Annotated in this window: 16 protein-coding genes and 1 pseudogene; 6 read left to right on the top strand and 11 right to left on the bottom strand. The window is 36.4% G+C overall.

Annotated features, from left to right (window positions below; all coding sequences use genetic code 11):
* Positions 1–111 precede the first annotated feature (111 nt).
* The 5 genes from fabG to yceD form a co-directional block, all read right to left on the bottom strand.
* Complete coding sequence (gene fabG, locus D1094_RS03955) at positions 112–846, bottom strand: 3-oxoacyl-ACP reductase FabG (protein WP_118958803.1); 735 nt, start codon at positions 844–846, stop codon at positions 112–114.
* An 8-nt stretch (positions 847–854) separates the two neighbouring features.
* Positions 855–1,790: an ACP S-malonyltransferase gene (fabD, locus tag D1094_RS03950; RefSeq protein WP_118958802.1), complete on the bottom strand. Its 936-nt coding sequence runs from the start codon at positions 1,788–1,790 to the stop codon at positions 855–857.
* Positions 1,791–1,852: 62 nt separating this feature from the next.
* The gene (gene plsX, locus D1094_RS03945) at positions 1,853–2,908 is read right to left on the bottom strand and encodes a phosphate acyltransferase PlsX (protein ID WP_118958801.1); all 1,056 of its coding nucleotides are present in this window, start codon (positions 2,906–2,908) and stop codon (positions 1,853–1,855) included.
* Positions 2,909–2,931: 23 nt separating this feature from the next.
* Entirely contained in the window at positions 2,932–3,102 is a 171-nt protein-coding gene (gene rpmF / locus D1094_RS03940; protein WP_116000475.1) for a 50S ribosomal protein L32, read from the bottom strand.
* 47 nt (positions 3,103–3,149) lie between these two features.
* Positions 3,150–3,662 (bottom strand): 23S rRNA accumulation protein YceD, encoded by a 513-nt coding sequence (yceD, locus tag D1094_RS03935; protein ID WP_118959110.1) that lies wholly within the window; start codon positions 3,660–3,662, stop codon positions 3,150–3,152.
* A gap of 154 nt (positions 3,663–3,816) precedes the next feature.
* On the opposite strand from yceD, the gene D1094_RS03930 reads away from it, so the two are divergent.
* Complete coding sequence (locus D1094_RS03930) at positions 3,817–4,410, top strand: nucleoside triphosphate pyrophosphatase (protein ID WP_118958800.1); 594 nt, start codon at positions 3,817–3,819, stop codon at positions 4,408–4,410.
* Between the two features lie 54 nt (positions 4,411–4,464).
* Here the strand turns inward: D1094_RS03930 and rluC are convergent, their stop codons facing one another.
* Entirely contained in the window at positions 4,465–5,481 is a 1,017-nt protein-coding gene (gene rluC / locus D1094_RS03925; protein WP_118958799.1) for a 23S rRNA pseudouridine(955/2504/2580) synthase RluC, read from the bottom strand.
* Between the two features lie 794 nt (positions 5,482–6,275).
* Here rluC and rne point away from each other — a divergent pair.
* The 3 genes from rne to D1094_RS03910 all read left to right on the top strand — a co-directional run bounded on the left by rne (position 6,276) and on the right by D1094_RS03910 (position 10,970).
* Positions 6,276–9,290, top strand: a complete 3,015-nt coding sequence (rne, locus tag D1094_RS03920) for a ribonuclease E (RefSeq protein ID WP_118958798.1) — start codon at positions 6,276–6,278, stop codon at positions 9,288–9,290.
* A gap of 268 nt (positions 9,291–9,558) precedes the next feature.
* Positions 9,559–9,996: a GYF domain-containing protein gene (locus D1094_RS03915; protein WP_118958797.1), complete on the top strand. Its 438-nt coding sequence runs from the start codon at positions 9,559–9,561 to the stop codon at positions 9,994–9,996.
* Positions 9,997–10,061: 65 nt separating this feature from the next.
* Entirely contained in the window at positions 10,062–10,970 is a 909-nt protein-coding gene (locus D1094_RS03910) for a DUF4339 domain-containing protein (protein ID WP_118958796.1), read from the top strand.
* A 113-nt stretch (positions 10,971–11,083) separates the two neighbouring features.
* Here D1094_RS03910 and D1094_RS03905 read toward each other — a convergent pair whose 3' ends face one another.
* The 4 genes from D1094_RS03905 to zwf form a co-directional block, all read right to left on the bottom strand.
* Positions 11,084–11,740, bottom strand: a complete 657-nt coding sequence (locus tag D1094_RS03905; protein WP_118958795.1) for a bifunctional 4-hydroxy-2-oxoglutarate aldolase/2-dehydro-3-deoxy-phosphogluconate aldolase — start codon at positions 11,738–11,740, stop codon at positions 11,084–11,086.
* 76 nt (positions 11,741–11,816) lie between these two features.
* Positions 11,817–13,631 (bottom strand): phosphogluconate dehydratase, encoded by a 1,815-nt coding sequence (gene edd / locus D1094_RS03900; RefSeq protein ID WP_118958794.1) that lies wholly within the window; start codon positions 13,629–13,631, stop codon positions 11,817–11,819.
* Positions 13,632–13,690: 59 nt separating this feature from the next.
* A complete protein-coding gene (gene pgl / locus D1094_RS03895; protein ID WP_118958793.1) occupies positions 13,691–14,386 on the bottom strand; it encodes a 6-phosphogluconolactonase in 696 nt (231 codons plus the stop codon).
* Positions 14,386–15,855, bottom strand: a complete 1,470-nt coding sequence (zwf, locus tag D1094_RS03890; RefSeq protein WP_118958792.1) for a glucose-6-phosphate dehydrogenase — start codon at positions 15,853–15,855, stop codon at positions 14,386–14,388. Before zwf ends, pgl begins: the two co-directional genes overlap by 1 nt.
* A 404-nt stretch (positions 15,856–16,259) precedes the next feature.
* Here zwf and D1094_RS03885 point away from each other — a divergent pair, with 404 nt between their 5' ends.
* Complete coding sequence (locus D1094_RS03885) at positions 16,260–17,108, top strand: MurR/RpiR family transcriptional regulator (RefSeq protein ID WP_118958791.1); 849 nt, start codon at positions 16,260–16,262, stop codon at positions 17,106–17,108.
* A gap of 47 nt (positions 17,109–17,155) precedes the next feature.
* Here D1094_RS03885 and D1094_RS18835 read toward each other — a convergent pair.
* A pseudogene (locus D1094_RS18835) lies at positions 17,156–17,356 on the bottom strand (hypothetical protein); the annotation flags it as partial.
* 112 nt (positions 17,357–17,468) lie between these two features.
* On the opposite strand from D1094_RS18835, the gene pyk reads away from it, so the two are divergent.
* Entirely contained in the window at positions 17,469–18,917 is a 1,449-nt protein-coding gene (pyk, locus tag D1094_RS03875; RefSeq protein ID WP_118958790.1) for a pyruvate kinase, read from the top strand.
* Positions 18,918–18,935 lie beyond the last annotated feature (18 nt).

Here is an 18,935-nt window from a genome sequence, read left to right as displayed (position 1 = left end):
TGCCATGCAAGCATCTAATTTTACTTTTTTAGCTGGTCTAACCTGTTGAGTCGATTAAATTTAATTTTATCTATATCCTAATATAATAGTCAACCCCTTATTATTAAAGGGTTAGACCATATACATACCACCATTAACATGGATTGTTTCACCAGTGATATAAGCGGCGGCATCTGATGCCAAAAATGCCACTGTACTGGCAATTTCTTCTGGTTTACCTAAACGATTAGCAGGAACTTTAGAAAAAATGCCTTCTTTTTGCTCATCTGTTAAGGTTTGTGTCATATCAGTGTCGATGAAACCAGGTGAAACTGTGTTCACCGTAATGCCGCGAGAAGCAATTTCAGCCGCTAATGATTTAGTAAAACCAAGTAAACCTGCTTTAGCTGTTGAATAGTTTACTTGACCAGCGTTACCCATACTACCCACAACAGAGCCGATATTTATTATACGACCAGCACGTTTTTTCATCATAGGGCGGATAGCAGCTTTACTAACTTTATAAATAGACGTTAAGTTAGTATCAATGATGTCATGCCACTCATCATCTTTCATACGCATGAATAAATTATCACGTGTAATCCCCGCATTATTAACTAAAATATCTACTGCGCCATGTGCTGATTTAATATTGTCAAATAATTGCGCTATAGAATCATCATTAGTGACATTTAGTACTAATCCGTTTCCTTGACCTAAATATTCAGAAATTTTCTCTGCACCATTCTCTGAGGTGGCTGTACCTACTACGGTTGCACCTAATTCTTTTAATTGAACAGCAATGGACTTACCAATACCACGACTAGCACCGGTAACGAGTGCCACTTTACCTGTTAATGAAAACATAATAGTCCTTAGTTTATTAATTCTTTTGTTTTAGCGAGTGAAGCTTCATCATTAAACGAAACACTGCTTATAGATTTATCAATTCTTTTCATTAGACCTTGTAGTACTTTACCGGGCCCTACTTCAACAGCTTTAGAAACGCCTGCTTCGGAAATTTTCACAATTGTTTCACTCCAACGAACGGGAGAGTATAATTGTCTAACTAATGCAGCTTTAATTGCTTTAGGTGAGCTTTCAACAGCCACATCGACATTATTTACTACATCGATAGTTGGAGTATTTATTGTGATGTTATTCAATTCTACTTCTAATTGCTTGGCCGCTTCACTCATTAATGCGCAATGAGAAGGAACACTTACTGGCAAAGGCAATACTCTTTTTGCACCTGCTTCTTTACATAACTCCCCTGCACGCTCTACAGCAGCTTTATGACCTGCAATAACCACTTGACCTGGAGAATTGAAATTTACCGCAGAAACAACTTCTGATTCTTGAGCGTTATCACATGCACTGATAATAGTTTTATCATCTAAACCGATGATAGCAGCCATAGCTCCAACACCTGCTGGTACACAAGCCTGCATAAACTCACCGCGTTTTTCTACTAACTTAACACCGTCAGTTAAAGAGAGGACGCCAGCACAGACTAAAGCAGAATACTCACCTAAGCTATGACCTGCCAATACATCAGGTTTAATCTTTGATTCACTTAACCATAAGCGCCACAAAGCAACGCTGGCAGTTAATAACGCCGGTTGAGTTATATGGGTTTTATTTAGCTCTTCAACTGGACCTTGAGCAACTAATTGCCATAGGTCATAACCTAGAGCTTGAGAAGCTTCTTTGAAAGTATCTTGAACAATACAGTTATCAGCAAAATCAGATAACATTGAAACGGCTTGAGAGCCTTGACCTGGAAAAACAAAAGCTAATTTGTCTTGCATGTTTATTATTCTCTTTAATTTAAAATAACGGATTTTTTGAGGTTTTATTTCATTATCAATGTTTATTGATGTGAAAGCCCTTGTTCGAGCATGACCTTAATTTTTTCTGGCACTTGCCTTTCAACTTCTTTTGCTGCTTCTAAAATTGCAGCAAAAAAGGCCGTGGAATTAGCATTACCATGACTTTTTATCACAATACCGCGCAATCCTATCAAACTTGCACCGTTATACTGGTCGGGGTTCATAGTTTTAAATAGTTTTTTAAAGCTTGGCTTTAATAAATAGCTCAAAATTTTTGCAATAAGATTACGTGTAAAAATTGTCTTAGATTTGTGATAGACAAGCCTGGCTACTCCTTCACAGGTTTTTAACGCAACATTACCAACAAAACCATCGCATACGATAACATCTGCTTTATTAGAAAAAATATCACTGCCTTCAATAAAGCCAATGTAGTTAATTGTTTTATTTTCTGATAACTCCAACGCTGCGAGCTTGATATGATCACTACCCTTTATCGCTTCCTCACCCATATTTAGTAACGCGATACGTGGATTTTTAATATTATCTACTTGTTCAGCAAGCACTGAGCCCATAACGCCAAACTGATAAAGCACATGTGAATCACAAAATACATTCGCGCCAAGGTCTAACATAAAAACATTTTTATCATGATCGCGACTAGGAAGAGAAGAGATCAAGGCTGGCCTTTCAACACCAGGCAATGTTTTTAAAACAAAGTGCGCCATTGAAAACAAAGCACCTGTATTTCCTGCACTAACGCAAGCTTGAGCTTTACCTTCTTGCACAAGATCTAAGGCTTTACGCATGGACGAATCTTTTTTCGTTCTCATCGCATAAGCAGGCTTTTCATCCATGGAGACAATTTGACTAGTATGGAAAACGGATAACTGGGGATGATTTTCTAAAGTTTCGGCTGAAATGCCATGTTCAGATAACACTTGCTCTATTACAGAGCTATCACCACAAAGGATGAGGTGAAGATTTGGCTGATGATGAATCGCCATTATTGCTGAGGGTATTGTTATAAGGGGGCCTTTATCGCCCCCCATAACATCTAACGCGATGGTTAGATTATTTGAACTGTTCAAGCTCAAACTTATCGATTAAAGTTGATCGCTTATTTAGCGATTACTTTAACACCTTTGTAAAAGCCATCAGCTGTTACATGGTGACGACGATGAGTTTCACCAGAAACTGGATCTACTGATAAGTTTTCTGCTGTTAATGCATCATGTGAACGGCGCATGCCACGTCTTGAACGAGACTTTTTGCTTTTTTGAACTGCCATGAGTTACTCCTAAAACGATTATAAGTTAAGACTTAAACAATGATTAATTATTTAAGTTGTTTTAAAACATCAAATGGGTTCGGTTTCTCAAGCTCTTCCGGCAATTCACCCCAAACACTGTCTGCATCAGCAGAGCAATCTTCAAGATCATGCCTTGGAATTAATGGAATAGATAGAATTAACTCCTCTTCCACTAATTCACGCAAGTTCACTTCACCATTTTCATCTAATTCTATTACGTCATAATATGACGGAATTTTTTCAGCGGCTTCAGCATTTTTCGCAGGACTAAAAGTAAATTCAACTTCAAGTAACTGTTCATAAGCTTCGTTGCACCGCTGACAAGTTAATGCAACTAATGCCGATGCGTTGCCACTAATAACAGTAAGACCACGTTCATCCACATCAAACTTAACACTAACTTGAGCATGCTCGCTTGCGCTTTCACACACAGCCAACAGCCTAGTCATTTCCGACAACTTAAAGACACCTTCACACACAAGTCTTCGTTGTGCGCTACGTAATGGACTAATTGTAATCGGAAGTTTAAGATTCTGCATAAGGCGCGCATGATATAGCCCATACAGGCCAGTGTCAAAAGAAAATTTGCTAAAATTGTTTAAAAACTCAAGAATACCCATATATTAGCAGTAAATCTGACTATTTTGTTTAGTTCTTCACCAAAAAGTCATTAATCAACAAATTAGGATCCATATGCAAACTGTTGTCTTAGGCTCTACCTCTGTTTATAGAAAATCTATTCTAGACAAACTTAACATTTCATTTGAGTGCGCTAAACCCAATATTGATGAATCCCCCCTTGAAAATGAAACTCCTCAAGCATTAGTTGAACGCTTGGCAATAGAAAAAGCAAAAGCAGTTGCACATTCATATAATAACGCATTGATTATAGGAAGTGATCAAGTCGCCGTATGCGACAACATTATATTAGGTAAACCTCACAATTTTGACAATGCGGTCAAACAGCTTTCACAATTCAGTAATAAATGTGTCACCTTTTATACTGGTTTAGCTGTACTCAATTGCCAAACAAACCAAGTTCATTCTCTAGTTGAACCCTTTGAAGTACATTTTAATGAGTTAACACAAAATGAAATATCTAAATACTTATTAGTAGAAGAGCCCTACAACTGTGCTGGCAGTTTTAAAAGTGAAGGATTAGGTATTTGTTTATTTAAAAAGTTAGTTGGTGACGATCCTAATACATTAATAGGTTTACCATTAATTAAACTCATTGATTTATTAAAGAAGCATGGATATATCGTTTTAGATAATCAACAGTCGTAATACCAACAAATAGAGCAATTACATCTATAATTAAGTTGTAATTGCTTATATTTGCTATTTATCTGTTTTGACGAGGTTTGAGAGTAACTTTTCTAAACTATTTTCCAATGGCGCTTCAATTTTAATTTTCTGCTCTGTCTTGGGGTGAATGAACTCAATGCTTGCTGCATGCAGAAATAGTCGTCGTAAACCTTTCGGCTTTAAAGTAGCATCGAAATCATCATGTCCGTATTTAGCATCACCAGCAATAGAGTGCCCTGCTGATTGGCAATGAACGCGTATTTGGTGTGTTCTTCCCGTTACAGGAAAAGCACGCACTAACGTCGCACCTTGGTAACGTTGTAATACTTTATATCTTGTTTCTGACTCTTTGCCATTAACATTGTCTACCACGACAACTCGCTCTCCTGACTTTAAATCATTCTTTTTAAGACTATCAGTGACTCTCGTTAATTTTGTAGGCCAATGACCTTTAACTAATGCATGGTAGAACTTTTGTACCCTTTTATTACGCAATTGTTCATGGAGGTTTCTCAAAGCTGAGCGTCTTTTGGCCACAACTAAACAACCTGAGGTATCTCTATCTAAACGGTGAACAAGTTCTAACATCTTAGCTTGTGGTCTTAATGCGCGTAGTGCTTCAATTAAACCAAAACTTAAACCACTACCACCATGTACTGCCATGCCAGAGGGTTTATTGATAACTATCAACCGATCGTCTTCAAATAAAATTTGCTCTTCTAAACTTGCGACAATATTTAAACTCGTAGACACTTCGCCTGTTTTCTCAGAAATACGAATAGGAGCAACACGCACAACATCTCCTGCACATAATTTATAAACGGGTTTAATGCGCTTCTTATTAACCCTGATTTCACCTTTTCTCATTAATCGATATAAGTGGCTCTTAGGAACCCCTTTTAAAGTTCTTAATAAAAAATTGTCAATTCGCTGTCCTGAGTCATCTTCTTCTATATCAAAATACCGTACCTTTGGCTTTGCTTCATTGTTACTTGGAGCAGGCTTAACTTCGCTATTTGTTAAATTATGATTTATTTCTTTTGAGGGCATAAACGTATCATTGAGTTATTCTTTAACCTATTAGCACAAGTTTACCATACTTTACCCACTAATAATTTCTTTATATTTGGACTTTATTTTAAAAACCCTCACTTTTTTTCGCATTTTTATTGGCTTAAATGCAGATATAGTGTGATAATAAGAGGGTTATGGTTAAGTATTTACCTTAAAAGCCTATTTATGACACATATCTAATGGCTTTTAACGAATACGCATCAATATGATAAATCATTAACACAAATAGCTTTAAAGAGAGACGTAAGAGGCAAACTGCGGCTACTTATTTATGCATAATCTACATGAGACTAATGACATAAGTAACGAACAGCCATTTGTATTAATTGAACCAGGTAGCTTAAATTTAGCAGTATTAGCCTGAAACAAGATCAATTAAACATAAACAGTAAATCAATAAAAATTTTGATTTGTCCTGCACCATAAAGCAAATTTTATTAAATATACTTATTGCGAAAAGAACATTTTCCATCAGCAAATGAGATAGTTAACGTTTTAAAGAATAAACGTACCTCACGTGTTTAAATACTTTCCAATAAGTTTTGCTCAGCAAAATATTGCAAGCACATAAAGAAACAAATTTACTGTAAATTCTTAAATTAGAGTTTACAAGAAACTATTAACAATCAGAATTTATAACAGCTTAGCGTGGTAAAATGACACGTTAACTATGACATCCGTGAGGCTGACAAACTGCTGTTACCAACGAAGTAGATTGCTTTGTGTACTTAGCAATAGTGTGCTGTGACTAAAAATGAGTCCCAGAAACTATGAAACGTATGTTAATTAACGCTACCCAATCAGAAGAATTGCGCGTAGCACTAGTCGATGGCCAAAAGCTTTATGATTTAGATATCGAAAGCCCTGGTCATGAACAAAAAAAATCTAATATTTATAAAGCCAAGATCACTCGAATTGAGCCTTCTTTAGAAGCAGCATTTGTTGATTACGGTGCCGAGCGTCATGGCTTCTTGCCAATGAAAGAAATTGCTCGAGAGTACTTCCCTAAAGGCTATACATTCCAAGGCCGTCCAAATATCAAAGAAGTTCTTAAAGAAGGTCAAGAAGTCATTGTCCAAATTGATAAAGAAGAACGTGGACAAAAAGGCGCTGCATTAACAACTTTTATCAGTTTAGCTGGTAGTTATTTAGTCTTAATGCCAAATAACCCAAGAGCCGGTGGTATTTCACGCCGTATCGAAGGTGATGAAAGAACCGATCTTAAAGCATCATTAAGTAAACTAGATTTACCAAAAGGAATGGGCTTAATTGTACGTACTGCTGGTGTTGGTAAAGATTATGATGAATTAGAGTGGGATTTAAGTGTTCTATTACATCATTGGCAAGCCATCAGCGACGCAGCAGCTAATCGCCCTGCTCCATTTTTGATCCACCAAGAAACCAATTTAATTCTACGCGCTATTCGTGATTATTTACGTCGTGATATCGGTGAAGTTCTTATAGATAGACCTAAAACATTCGAAAGCGTTAAGAAACATATCGAAGTAGTACGTCCAGATTTTTTAAGTAAAATTAAGCTTTATAATAGTGATGTACCGTTGTTCACGCACTACCAAATTGAAACGCAAATAGAAACAGCGTTTCAACGTGAAGTAAGATTACCTTCAGGCGGCTCTATTGTAATAGACCCAACCGAAGCAATGACATCAATTGATATTAACTCTGCTCGTGCGACTAAAGGTGGTGATATTGAAGAAACAGCATTCAATACCAACCTTGAAGCAGCAGAAGAAATTGCTCGTCAATTAAGATTACGAGATCTTGGTGGTTTAGTTGTTATTGATTTTATCGATATGACACCGGTAAGACATCAAAGAGAAGTAGAAAACCGTATGAGAGACTCTGTTCATCAAGACAGAGCACGTATCCAATTAGGCCGTATTTCTCGTTTTGGTTTACTTGAAATGTCACGTCAACGTTTACGTCCATCAATTGGCGAAACGAGCCAAGGTGTTTGTCCACGTTGTAACGGTACAGGACAAGTAAGAGGCGTTGAATCTTTAGCTCTTTCAATACTTCGCCTAATGGAAGAAGAAGCAATCAAAGAAAATACGCAGCATGTTCAAGCTCAAGTACCGGTACCTGTTGCAACATACCTTCTTAATGAGAAGCGCCGTTCAGTGATGCATGTTGAAAAGCATCATAATGTTAAAGTATTGATAATCCCTAACCCTCATATGTCAACACCTCAATATGAAGTTTTACGTGTTAAAAAGGATGAATCAATTACCGAGGCAAGCTACGAGTTACCTGTTAAACAGGCAGAACTTGAAGAAGCAAAAATGCCTAAATTTGACAAAGAAGTAGCTAAAAGAGATGAGCCAGTCATTCAAGGCATGTCTGCACCTAAGCGAAATGTAACTCAAGAGGTAGTAAACCCTAAGTCTGATAACACCTTAAAAGCTAAAAAACCTAAAGGTGTATTTGCTTGGTTAAAATCACTTTTTCTTACTGAAGAAGTGGTTGAGCAAGAGAAGCCACAATCGAAACCAAGAAATAACAGAAATAAAAGCCCGCAAAATCGAAAACAAGGGCAGCGTAGAAATAATCGCGGAAATAGAAATCGTAATGATGAACGTCCTTCAAAAGATGATAAAGCAGCTACTCAAGAGAAAGGTAATAAACCTGAGCGTAGTAATCAAAAGAAAACTCATAGCAAACCGAAGCGTCAACCAAGGAAGCCTGAACAAGATAACAGCCAGGTTGTTAAAGAAGAAAAAGTAGCTGAACGTCGTCAACGTCGTAATAACAGGAAAAAAGTACGTGTTGAACAAAGCGCCAAGCCTACAGTTGATGAAGTGGCGAAGGAAGACTCTATTAAGCCTACCAGCTCTTCTGAGCAAGTTGTAGATAATAAATCAGAAGATCGCCAACGAAATAGACGTTCTCCTAGACATCTTCGCTCAAATGGACAAAGAAGAAGAAAGAACTCAAATGAAAGTAATGAGAACAATTCGGTCTCTTTAAAGGACGAATCTGTTAGTGCACGTTACCCTGATGTTGAGAAACATAGCGAAGATGTAACTCCTGTAAATACAGTTAACAATGTTGAACCAAAGGCAACAACTCACGAAGCTGTCACGAGTGTTGAACAAAAAATAATTAAGGATTCACGACAAGAAAGTGTTTCCACTGAAGTTCAACAAGATTTACCTTTTGGTGATGACCAAGCGACAGCAGTGACTAAAAGTGATACTGACATTAATGTTGATAAGCCTGTAAGTGAAAGCAACAATGACAAACCTGAGGTTAAACCTACACCTACTATTGACACAACTGTAAGTAAAGAAGCGGAAAATATAACTAATACAGAGCTAGAAACGCCATCAATACCACAAGAAAGTGTTGATGTTAGAGATGACTCTGATACATTAGATAATAATGATGCTCAAGCTCAGCTAACTGAATCTGTTGAACCAGTAATAAAACCTGAAGAAACGATGCAAGAAGAAGCTAATTCAGCAGCAGTAGACACTAAACCTGAACAATCAGCTAAAATTAAACCTAAAAATGTCGTTAAGAAGCAAGTGAAAAAATCGCCTGTTAAAGACAAAAAGCTAGCACGTCAAGTTAAAAAGGCAAACCGACTGTCTGGACGAGCGTCGGCTCCAATGACCAAAACAGAAACGATAACGACTATTAATGATATTCCAACTGACTTCATGAACAGTAGCGAGCGTAAGACTCATTTAACATCAGGTAAATATGCTGTTGTTAGTGATGCAAGTAATCATAGCTCTGCTCAAGCCAAGAAGACCTGTTAGTTAATTATTAATTCATTACTTCAATTGAACCACTAACTTTATAAGTTAGTGGTTTTTTTTTGAACTATTTTTAACTAATAACATCTAATACCTAATGAAAATTAAAAACTGAAAAGAGTTATTGAAAACAATAAACTTCTTGACGAATATCAACCCGTCACGTTACATTTAATATTAAGGTAAGGATATGCAACACACCTTCAATTTTTAGCGCAGTTAAGCGATAATTATTGGAAAGCGTATAGAATCAAAAAGAGTATTTAAAATTATGAAAAAATGGTTTTTTTCTGACAACGGTAAAGTAAGCGGCCCTTTAGGACTAAAAGAGTCAAATGATTTGATAGCAAAAAATCCTAATTTATATGCTTGGCACCCCTCTTATACCCATTGGGTACCTGTAAATTGCATAAGTGAATTTGAGCTAAACGTCAAACCGCCAGCGCCACCAGTAGAAATTCCAAAAGACTTAATTGAAGGACTTATTGGTGAGGAAAAAGATTTAATATCAACTCTTGATAGAATTGATAAGACAATTTCAACAACTTCAGATTCTTTATACGAAATAGATGCAGAAATTGACAACTACAGTCAAATTACACACAACCTAACTGAAGAAGTTAAAGTTGTTGTTCAAACAATAGAAGCACAATATGCATCTTTACAGAAAAATTTAGCAAATGTAATCAAAACTGATTACGATGTATAAAGATACACTATAAGCTATAATAATAATAACAAAGTCAATTGACGAATTAATAAAGAGTAATAGTTATGGAAAAGTGGTATTTTTCAGACAATGGCCAAGTAAGTGGCCCTTTGACCCTAGAAGAGGCTCGTGAAGAACTTGCCAAAAATCCAAATGTTTACGGTTGGACTTCTTCCCTAAATCAGTGGAAGCCTGTTAACTGTATCAGTGAATTTGCTGATATTGTTCCTGCAGCTGAACAAGCGCTACTTGTGCCTAAAGAACTTACAGAAAAGTTCTTAGCTAAAAAGAAACGACTTCAAGGTAAATTAACCTCAATTGAAGACAGCATTAAGCATACTGAGTCTACATTTGGCAGTTTTGAGAAGCAGATAGAAAATTACAAAAAGCTTACAGTAAATTTAAATGATGATGTTAAAGCTGCGATAAATAATATTGAGAAAAAACATTCTAGCTTAACGAAGAAGTTATCACAGGTTAAGAATGCTATTGATATAGCCGAAGATGAAATTGATGATGCTATCAAGTCATTTGATCAACGTGTCAATTCAAATGATGTATTTATGCCATCGTTTAGTGGTGTACAACCATCACGTAGTAATGATGAAAACTCTAATATTAGTAGTATTGATAATGCGCCAAGTAAAGCTAAGATTGCTGAATCAAAATTAGCTAAACCACATAAGCGTGTTGATCTAAAAGAAGTTGAAGCAACAGAGAAACCTTCGGTTCAAAGTCAAAAAGCTGAAGAACAACAGTTACCACCAGATGTTCAATTAGCTAACAAAATGGCTAGTGAAAGCTTTGAAGGTATGAAGAACATGATGAAGTCTGTGTTCAAAGGAGACAATAAGGTTAAAGCTGACTCTAAAGCCGTCGCTCCTCAACCTGAGAAAAAGCAAACTAAAGCTAAAGATAACGATAAACCATTATCAATGGCTGAAAGGCTTAAATTAGCACAAAATAATCAGTAGTAATTAGCTGCTATAGGTACAAAAAAACCACCTTTAAAGGTGGTTTTTTTGTACCTATATTAGTAACAGGTCGAAATTATTAATTAATCGATGTAACAAATATAATAGACTTTCTAAAATGGTTGCTTAACATACTCTAAAGCTTCATTAGCAAGTTTAGTAATATCCTGCCAATTCCTATTTTGTATTGTTTCATTAGTAACTAACCATGAACCACCACAACACATAACATTGGATAATGCTAAATAATCTCTTACATTGTTTAAGTTTATACCTCCTGTCGGGCAAAACTTTATATCAGGAAAAGGACCACCAATAGATTTAATAGCTTTTACACCACCCGATGCTTCTGCCGGAAAAAATTTCATATGGTCATAACCATAATCAGCCCCATCCATTAGTTCTGAAATAGAAGAGATACCTGGAATTAAAGCAATCTCTCCTTCATTACCCGCTTGTAATAAGTCTTTAGTTAACCCTGGGCTAATCGCAAATTTAGCACCAGCATCATATGATTGCTGTAATTGACTTCTATTTGTTACCGTACCCGAACCAATAATGGCTTCAGGTAATTCCTTTGCAATACAGCTAATAACATCTAGCGCAGCTGATGTACGTAAAGTTACTTCGAGTACATTAATATTTGCTTTTAGTAGTGCTTCGGCGATAGGTAAAGCATCCTCTACTTTGTCAATAACTAATACAGGAACAATGGGTCCCATAGCAAAGAGATCTTTCGGCATTATTTGCCAATTTTTTGTTACTGTCATAAATCCTCAATATCTGACGTATACTCGTCTAATTCTTTATTTTTTTACTAACCTGATAACTCAAATTACAAGCCAATTATTCATCGAATAATGAACATGCACCTGTTTCTGCGGAACTTAAGTTACGACGCATAAAACCAAAAAGCTCTCTACCCATGCCTTGGTGATGACCATTGATATTAAATTCAGAGGTCTCTCGTAAATTAAGCGTTTGCTCATCAACCTGTAATGTTAATTCACCTGTTACACCATCAAGCATAATCATATCGCCATCAACAATTTTACTGATTAAGCCACCATCAACAGCTTCAGGGCATAAATGAATTGCTGCAGGTACTTTCCCTGATGCACCTGACATACGACCATCAGTCACTAAAGCGACTTTAAAGCCTTTGTCTTGTAATACACCAAGTAAAGGCGTTAACTTATGCAATTCAGGCATACCTCGTGCTTTAGGGCCTTGAAAACGCACGACCGCAACAAAGTCCTTCTCTAATTCACCAGCATCAAAAGCAGTCTGTAGCTCATTTTGATCTTCAAAAACAACAGCAGGAGCATTAATAACAAAGCTACCCTCTCTAAGAGATGACGTTTTTAATACTGATACACCTAAGTTTCCTTTTAATACTTTTAAACCGCCATCAGCTTTAAATGCTTTATCAACCGTTGTAATAACTTCGGTATCACCTGATTTTTCTAGACCATCAACCCAAATAAGTTGACCATTTTCTAAAACTGGTTGTTGCGTATAACGTGTTAGACCTCGGCCACAAATAGTTTCAACATCTTCATAAAGTAAACCTGCTCCTAACAACTCTTTAAATAATAATGCCATGCCACCTGCCTGTTGAAAGTGGTTAATATCTGCATGCCCATTTGGGTAAATACGTGTTAGTAAAGGAACTTGCATTGATAAGTCATTAAAGTCTTGAAAGTTAATGATTATGCCAGCAGCTTTCGCAAAAGCGATAATATGCATGGTTAAGTTAGTGGAGCCCCCCGTTGCTAATAAAGCGACAATTGCATTAACAATAGACCGTTCATCAATCATTTTACCTACAGGCATATAATTACCTGATTGTTGAGTTAAACGGGTCACCTGTTTTGAAGCAGCTTTAGTTAGCGCTTCACGCAAAGGAGTATTAGGAGCAACGAAGGAAGCACCAGGTAAATGTAAGCCCATCACTTCAACCACAAGTTGGTTTGAGTTAGCTGTACCAAAGAATGTACAAGTTCCAGGTGCGTGATACGAGGCTGATTCAGCATCAAGTAATGCTGCTTCATCGACTTCACCTTTAGCAAATTGTTGCCTTACTCGTGCTTTTTCTTTATTAGGAATACCTGATGGCATTGGACCTGCCGGAATAAAAACAGTGGGTAAATGACCAAATGTCATACTAGCAATTAATAAACCCGGTACTATTTTGTCACATATGCCTAACATGACTGCACCATCGAACATATTATGAGATAAACCAACCGCAGTAGACATCGCTATAACATCTCGGCTCATCAAGCTAAGATCCATACCTGGTTGACCTTGAGTAACGCCATCACACATTGCGGGTACGCCAGCAGCAAACTGAGCAATACCACCCGTTTCTCTTACTGATTCTTTAATAACTTCAGGGTAAGTTTGATAAGGCTGATGCGCACTAAGCATATCGTTGTATGCGGAAATAATAGCGATATCAGAATGATTCAAACCTTTTATTGTTTGCTTTTCTTCTTTACCACAAGCAGCAAAACCATGAGCCAAATTACCACACGATAAGCTAGCACGATGCACTGTTGTTGATTTAGCGGCATCAATCTTTTTTAAATAAGCTGCGCGAGTCTTTTTACTACGTTTTATAATTCGCTGGGTAATGTCTTCTATTTGCTGTTTCATTGCTATTCTCAAATTACTTTATCTAATTGATTAAATATTAAAACGATTATCTTTTTAACTTATGGTGCCCAAAATATTTGGGTATTTAATGTAGGGTGATGCAAAAACGCACGTATCGGCATTTCAAATAAATCACTACCTTCTATTGCTTTATTGACAACATCCTTCTTTGCTTTTCCACAAAGATGTAAAATGACAACTTTACTCATAGATAGGCTAGAGAAAGTAAAGGTAATTCGCTGATGAGGCGCAGTTTTGGGTTGTACACTCATCAATGCATTATCATTTTCAGGATTTAACCCTTGCTTAATTTGTTCGCTGCAAGGGAATAGTGAAGCAGTATGACCATCCTCTCCCATACCCAATATCAATACATCTAAGGGAAGAATTGTTTTCTCTGCAGCTAAGTTTAAGTCAGCTAACGTTTCATTAGTTAACACATCACCTTGTTTTAAATAAAAAAACTTCGCTGCTGCAGCATACCCTTGTAATAAGTTTTCATGGACTAAGCGAGTATTGCTATCATCACTGTCAATATTAACCCAACGTTCATCAGCCAATGTTATCGTTACTTTACTCCACTCTAAATCCATGGCAGCAAGCTGCTTAAAAAGCCCTTTAGGTGTTGAGCCGCCTGAGACTGCAATACTTGCCTTTCCTTTATCTTTGATTGCTTGATTTAATAAAACAGCAATTTGTTCTGCAAGTGTATTATCTAGTTCATCTCGAGTACTGTGTTCTAAAAATTGATACATTATTCAACCCACTGGCGATCATCGCGTGCAATTAATGAAATAGATGATACTGGACCCCATGAACCAGCAGCATAAGGTTTAGGTAACTCATTAGTTCCTTGCCATGCTTCAATAATACAATCAGCCCATAACCAAGCGGCTTCTACTTCATCACGACTAACAAACAACGATTGATTGCCATTTAAGACTTCAAGCATTAAACGCTCGTATGCATCTACAACCCTTTCATCGTTATAAGTTTTAGAAAAGCTTAAATCTAACTTGTTTTCTTGAATGTTCATTTGTGAAGCAATACCAGGTATTTTGTTCATCATCTGTAATTCAACGCCTTCATCTGGTTGAAGTCTAATGGTGAGTTTATTGGCAGGTAAATCGCTATAGCTGTCTTTAAATATGTTATGAGGTTGTTGTTTAAAGTGAACAACAATTTCACTATGTTTAACAGGCATTCGTTTACCGGTCCGTAAGTAAAAAGGAACCCCCTTCCAGCGCCAGTTATCTATTTCAGCTTTTATTGCTACAAACGTTTCAGTTTTACTTGTTTGGTTTGCACCTTCTTCATTTAAGTATCCAGGTACAGAAACACCATTTAAATAACCGTCTGCGTACTGACCCCTAACCGTTTTATCTTTTATATTATCTCGGTTGATTGGCCTTAATGCTTTTACCACTTTTAACTTCTCATCACGCACACTTGTCGCACTTAAATCAGCAGGAGGCTCCATAGCTAACAACGATAATATTTGTAATAAATGATTTTGAACCATGTCACGCATTTGACCGGCTTCATCATAAAAGCCCCAGCGACCTTCAATACCAACACTTTCTGCGACAGTGATTTGAACATGATCAATACTATTTCTATCCCAATTATTGGTAAATAACGAATTTGCAAAACGTAATACCATTAAATTAAGAACTGTTTCTTTACCTAAATAATGATCGATTCGGTAGGTCTGCTCTTCTTTAAAAAATTCAGATACTTGATCATTAATGACTTTAGAAGATTCTAAAGAGTGACCAATAGGTTTTTCCATTACCACCCTATCGTTATTGGTAATAAGGTTTGCGCTATTAAGTCCATGGCAAATATCTCCATAAATTGCTGGCGGAGTTGAAAAATAATAAACGCGTGTGTCATTACCGTTTACTAATGCTTTATATAAATGACTAAATGATGACTGATCTTTAAAGTCTAGCTGTTGATAAACCAAGCGTTGAATAAATCTCTCTACAACAGATTGATCCAATTCTTCCTTAACAAAGTTATTTAAACTATCTAAAACAATGTCTTTAAATTCATCTAACGTATGCTCTTGTCTTGCTGCACCGACAATTCTACTGTCTTTGTGAATGAGCTCACATACTTCCAATTGATAAAGTGCTGGAAGTAATTTTCTGCGAGATAAATCCCCTAAGGCACCGAAGATAACGATTTCACTGGCTGTTTGATAATCTGTTGTTTTCATATAACTCTCATTCAAAGCTTAATTAATACGTCTCAATATACTTATATTATAGTGTTAAGCTAACTAAATTTGTAAATAAACTACATATAACTCTAATTTAGCGCTTGTTTAGCCATCAGTAAAGAACTTTCTGTAATTTTACTACATTAATTATCTTTAATACTGTTTCGTCGCTATATCAATGTTAAAGCGAGACTTAAGGAAGCAATGTTGTAAGTTTATAATTAAACATTTGCAAATTTTAACCATTTTGCATTATATTAGGTGCAATTATGAAATAAAATTTCATTTTAGCTGTTGCTAAAGTAGAAAATTAATTACACTTAGCTTACATAAAACGTAATAATATTTATTTCTATAGCGAACTATATTAACGATAAAAAAAGATCTAGGATCATAACGTAATGAATATATTAGAAAAGATTGCAAGCGAACTAGACATGTTAAGTAAATCTGAAAGGAAAGTTGCAGAAGTTATACTTTCTTCACCTAGTACCGTTATTCATTCAAGTATTGCTGCACTTGCGAAACAAGCAAATATTAGTGAACCGACAGTAAATCGATTTTGTAGAAGATTAGATACTAAAGGATACCCTGATTTCAAACTCCATTTAGCTCAAAGTCTTGCTAATGGTACGCCGTATGTGAACCGACATGTTGACGAAAATGACACCGCAGATGAATATACCTCGAAAATTTTTGAATCAACCATGGCAAGTCTTGAGTTAGCAAGGAAGAGTTTAGATCCTAACGTAATCAACCGCTCTGTAGATCTGTTAACACAAGCAAATAAAATATCATTTTTTGGTTTGGGTGCTTCAGCAATTGTTGCACATGATGCTCAAAATAAATTCTTTCGTTTTAATGTGCCTGTTGTTTATTTTGATGACATATTAATGCAAAGAATGAGTGCTATAAATAGCCAACAAGGTGATGTAGTGATTGTCATTTCTCATACAGGAAGAACTAAATCTCTTGTTGAAGTAGCAAGTTTAGCGAAAGAGAATGATGCAACTGTCATCGGTATCACAACTGAAGGCACTCCTTTAGCCAAAGAATGTAATATCGTATTGTCAGTAGATGTCTCTGAAGATACAGATTTATATATGCCTATGTCTTCTAGAATAGCTCAGTTAACACTTATTGATGTGTTAGCAACTGGCTTTACTTTAAGACGTGGGAGTAAATTTAGAGATAACCTTAAAAAAGTAAAAGACAGTCTAAGAAGCTCGAGATTTGATAGAAAAGAGTAACCCTTTAAAAACAGCTTATAAATAGCAACCAGTTTTAAATTACATCTAGGGGCTGTTGATCTTTCGGGGTTGTTTTTGCAGCTTTTTGTTGGATATTTGTACAAAGCAGAGCCTTTGTCATGTGGTTATTCCACATAAAAAGGCGATAACGCCGTAAAAATGACCAACAAACGCTGTCCGAAGGATTCGGCTAAAAGCATTTTATGCTTTGTTGAGTAGTATTTGCTTAGAATGACTAAGCTACACACTACTCGCCGCGAATAAAACGCTTTTAGCTCGAACAAAATTTAATCGCGAAAGATCAACAGACCCTAATTACAAGATATAAAGTTAAAAATATTTAAATTAATAAGGATTAAGATGCCTAGAAGAACCAAGATAGTTGCCACTTTAGGTCCTGCAACTGATGATAGAGATATGTTGAAAAAAGTTTTGGCTGCTGGAGTAAATGTGGTGCGATTAAACTTTTCTCATGGTGTTCCACAAGATCATATTGAACGTGCTAATAATGTTCGAGAAGTCGCTAAAGAGTTAGGTATTTACGTTGGCATACTTGGAGACTTACAAGGCCCTAAAATTCGTATTTCAACGTTTAAAGATGGTCCTATAAGACTTGCTGTTGGTGATAAATTTGAGCTTGATGCAACACTTGAAAAAGGTGAAGGATGCCAAGAAAAAGTAGGTATTGATTACAAAAAACTTGTTCAAGACGTTTCTACAGGTGATATTTTATTACTTGATGATGGTCGTGTTCAACTGAAAGTATTATCAACGTCTCAAAGCTCTGTATTTACAGAGGTTACTGTAGGTGGGCCATTATCTAATAATAAAGGCATTAACCGTCAAGGTGGAGGTTTAACCGCCCCAGCCCTAACAGCAAAAGATAAAGAAGATATTAAGTTAGCCGCTAAAATTAACGTAGATTTTTTAGCCGTTTCTTTCCCGCGTGATGCGGCCGACATGAGAGAAGCAAGGTTACTTGCACAAGAAGCAGGTTGTGATGCACGTCTTGTTTCTAAAATTGAAAGAGCTGAAGCCGTAAACGATGACAAAATACTGGATGATATTATTCTTGCTTCTGATGTTGTCATGGTGGCACGTGGTGATTTAGGTGTTGAAATTGGTGACGCTGAATTGGTCGGTAAACAAAAACATATTATTGCTCGATCGCGTCAATTAAATAGAGTTGTTATTACTGCTACGCAAATGATGGAAACAATGATTGAACAACCTATGCCCACTCGTGCTGAAGTTATGGATGTATCTAATGCTGTATTAGATGGTACCGATGCTGTTATGCTCTCAGCAGAAACAGCTGCTGGTAAATATCCCATAGAAACAGTTACAGCAATGGCTAATGTTTGCGTCGGCGCGGAAAAACATCGATTAGTCAATATTTCTAACCACAGATTAGAGCTCACCTTTAAAGAAGTATCAGAAACTATTGCACTATCTGCAATGTATGCTGCGAACCATTTAGAAGGTGTTAAAGCAATTGTCGCGCTAACTGAATCAGGACAATCAAGTAAATTGATGTCTAGAATCACTTCTGGCTTGCCGATTTTTTCTCTCTCTAGACATGCAAAAACATTAAATAAAACCGCTATATACCGCGGTGTATATCCTGTAGCGTTTGATTCGACTCACTCAACAAATGACACACTTTCTGATGAGATATTACAGGTACTAAGTGCTAACATTAAATTAGCTATTGGCGATAAAGTTATCCTTACACATGGTGACATGATGGAAACTGTTGGTGCTAGTAATACAGTTAAAATATTAACTATTTCTAAAAAGCACTTGTAAACTATATAAGAGCCATAA

Source organism: Colwellia sp. RSH04, from assembly GCF_003545765.1.
GTDB lineage: Bacteria > Pseudomonadota > Gammaproteobacteria > Enterobacterales > Alteromonadaceae > Colwellia.
The sequence above is the reverse complement of the archived record's forward strand: the minus strand, read 5'-3'. Positions and strand labels throughout refer to the sequence as shown.

Coding starts and splice junctions, on each gene's coding strand:
- D1094_RS03885 (WP_118958791.1), top strand. CDS start 16,260: ATGAATATATTAGAAAAGATTGCAAGCGAACTAGACATGTTAAGTAAA.
- D1094_RS03910 (WP_118958796.1), top strand. CDS start 10,062: ATGGAAAAGTGGTATTTTTCAGACAATGGCCAAGTAAGTGGCCCTTTG.
- pyk (WP_118958790.1), top strand. CDS start 17,469: ATGCCTAGAAGAACCAAGATAGTTGCCACTTTAGGTCCTGCAACTGAT.
- rpmF (WP_116000475.1), bottom strand. CDS start 3,102: ATGGCAGTTCAAAAAAGCAAAAAGTCTCGTTCAAGACGTGGCATGCGC.
- fabG (WP_118958803.1), bottom strand. CDS start 846: ATGTTTTCATTAACAGGTAAAGTGGCACTCGTTACCGGTGCTAGTCGT.
- D1094_RS03930 (WP_118958800.1), top strand. CDS start 3,817: ATGCAAACTGTTGTCTTAGGCTCTACCTCTGTTTATAGAAAATCTATT.
- zwf (WP_118958792.1), bottom strand. CDS start 15,855: ATGAAAACAACAGATTATCAAACAGCCAGTGAAATCGTTATCTTCGGT.
- D1094_RS03915 (WP_118958797.1), top strand. CDS start 9,559: ATGAAAAAATGGTTTTTTTCTGACAACGGTAAAGTAAGCGGCCCTTTA.
- pgl (WP_118958793.1), bottom strand. CDS start 14,386: ATGTATCAATTTTTAGAACACAGTACTCGAGATGAACTAGATAATACA.
- D1094_RS03905 (WP_118958795.1), bottom strand. CDS start 11,740: ATGACAGTAACAAAAAATTGGCAAATAATGCCGAAAGATCTCTTTGCT.
- rne (WP_118958798.1), top strand. CDS start 6,276: ATGAAACGTATGTTAATTAACGCTACCCAATCAGAAGAATTGCGCGTA.
- yceD (WP_118959110.1), bottom strand. CDS start 3,662: ATGCAGAATCTTAAACTTCCGATTACAATTAGTCCATTACGTAGCGCA.
- edd (WP_118958794.1), bottom strand. CDS start 13,631: ATGAAACAGCAAATAGAAGACATTACCCAGCGAATTATAAAACGTAGT.
- fabD (WP_118958802.1), bottom strand. CDS start 1,790: ATGCAAGACAAATTAGCTTTTGTTTTTCCAGGTCAAGGCTCTCAAGCC.
- rluC (WP_118958799.1), bottom strand. CDS start 5,481: ATGCCCTCAAAAGAAATAAATCATAATTTAACAAATAGCGAAGTTAAG.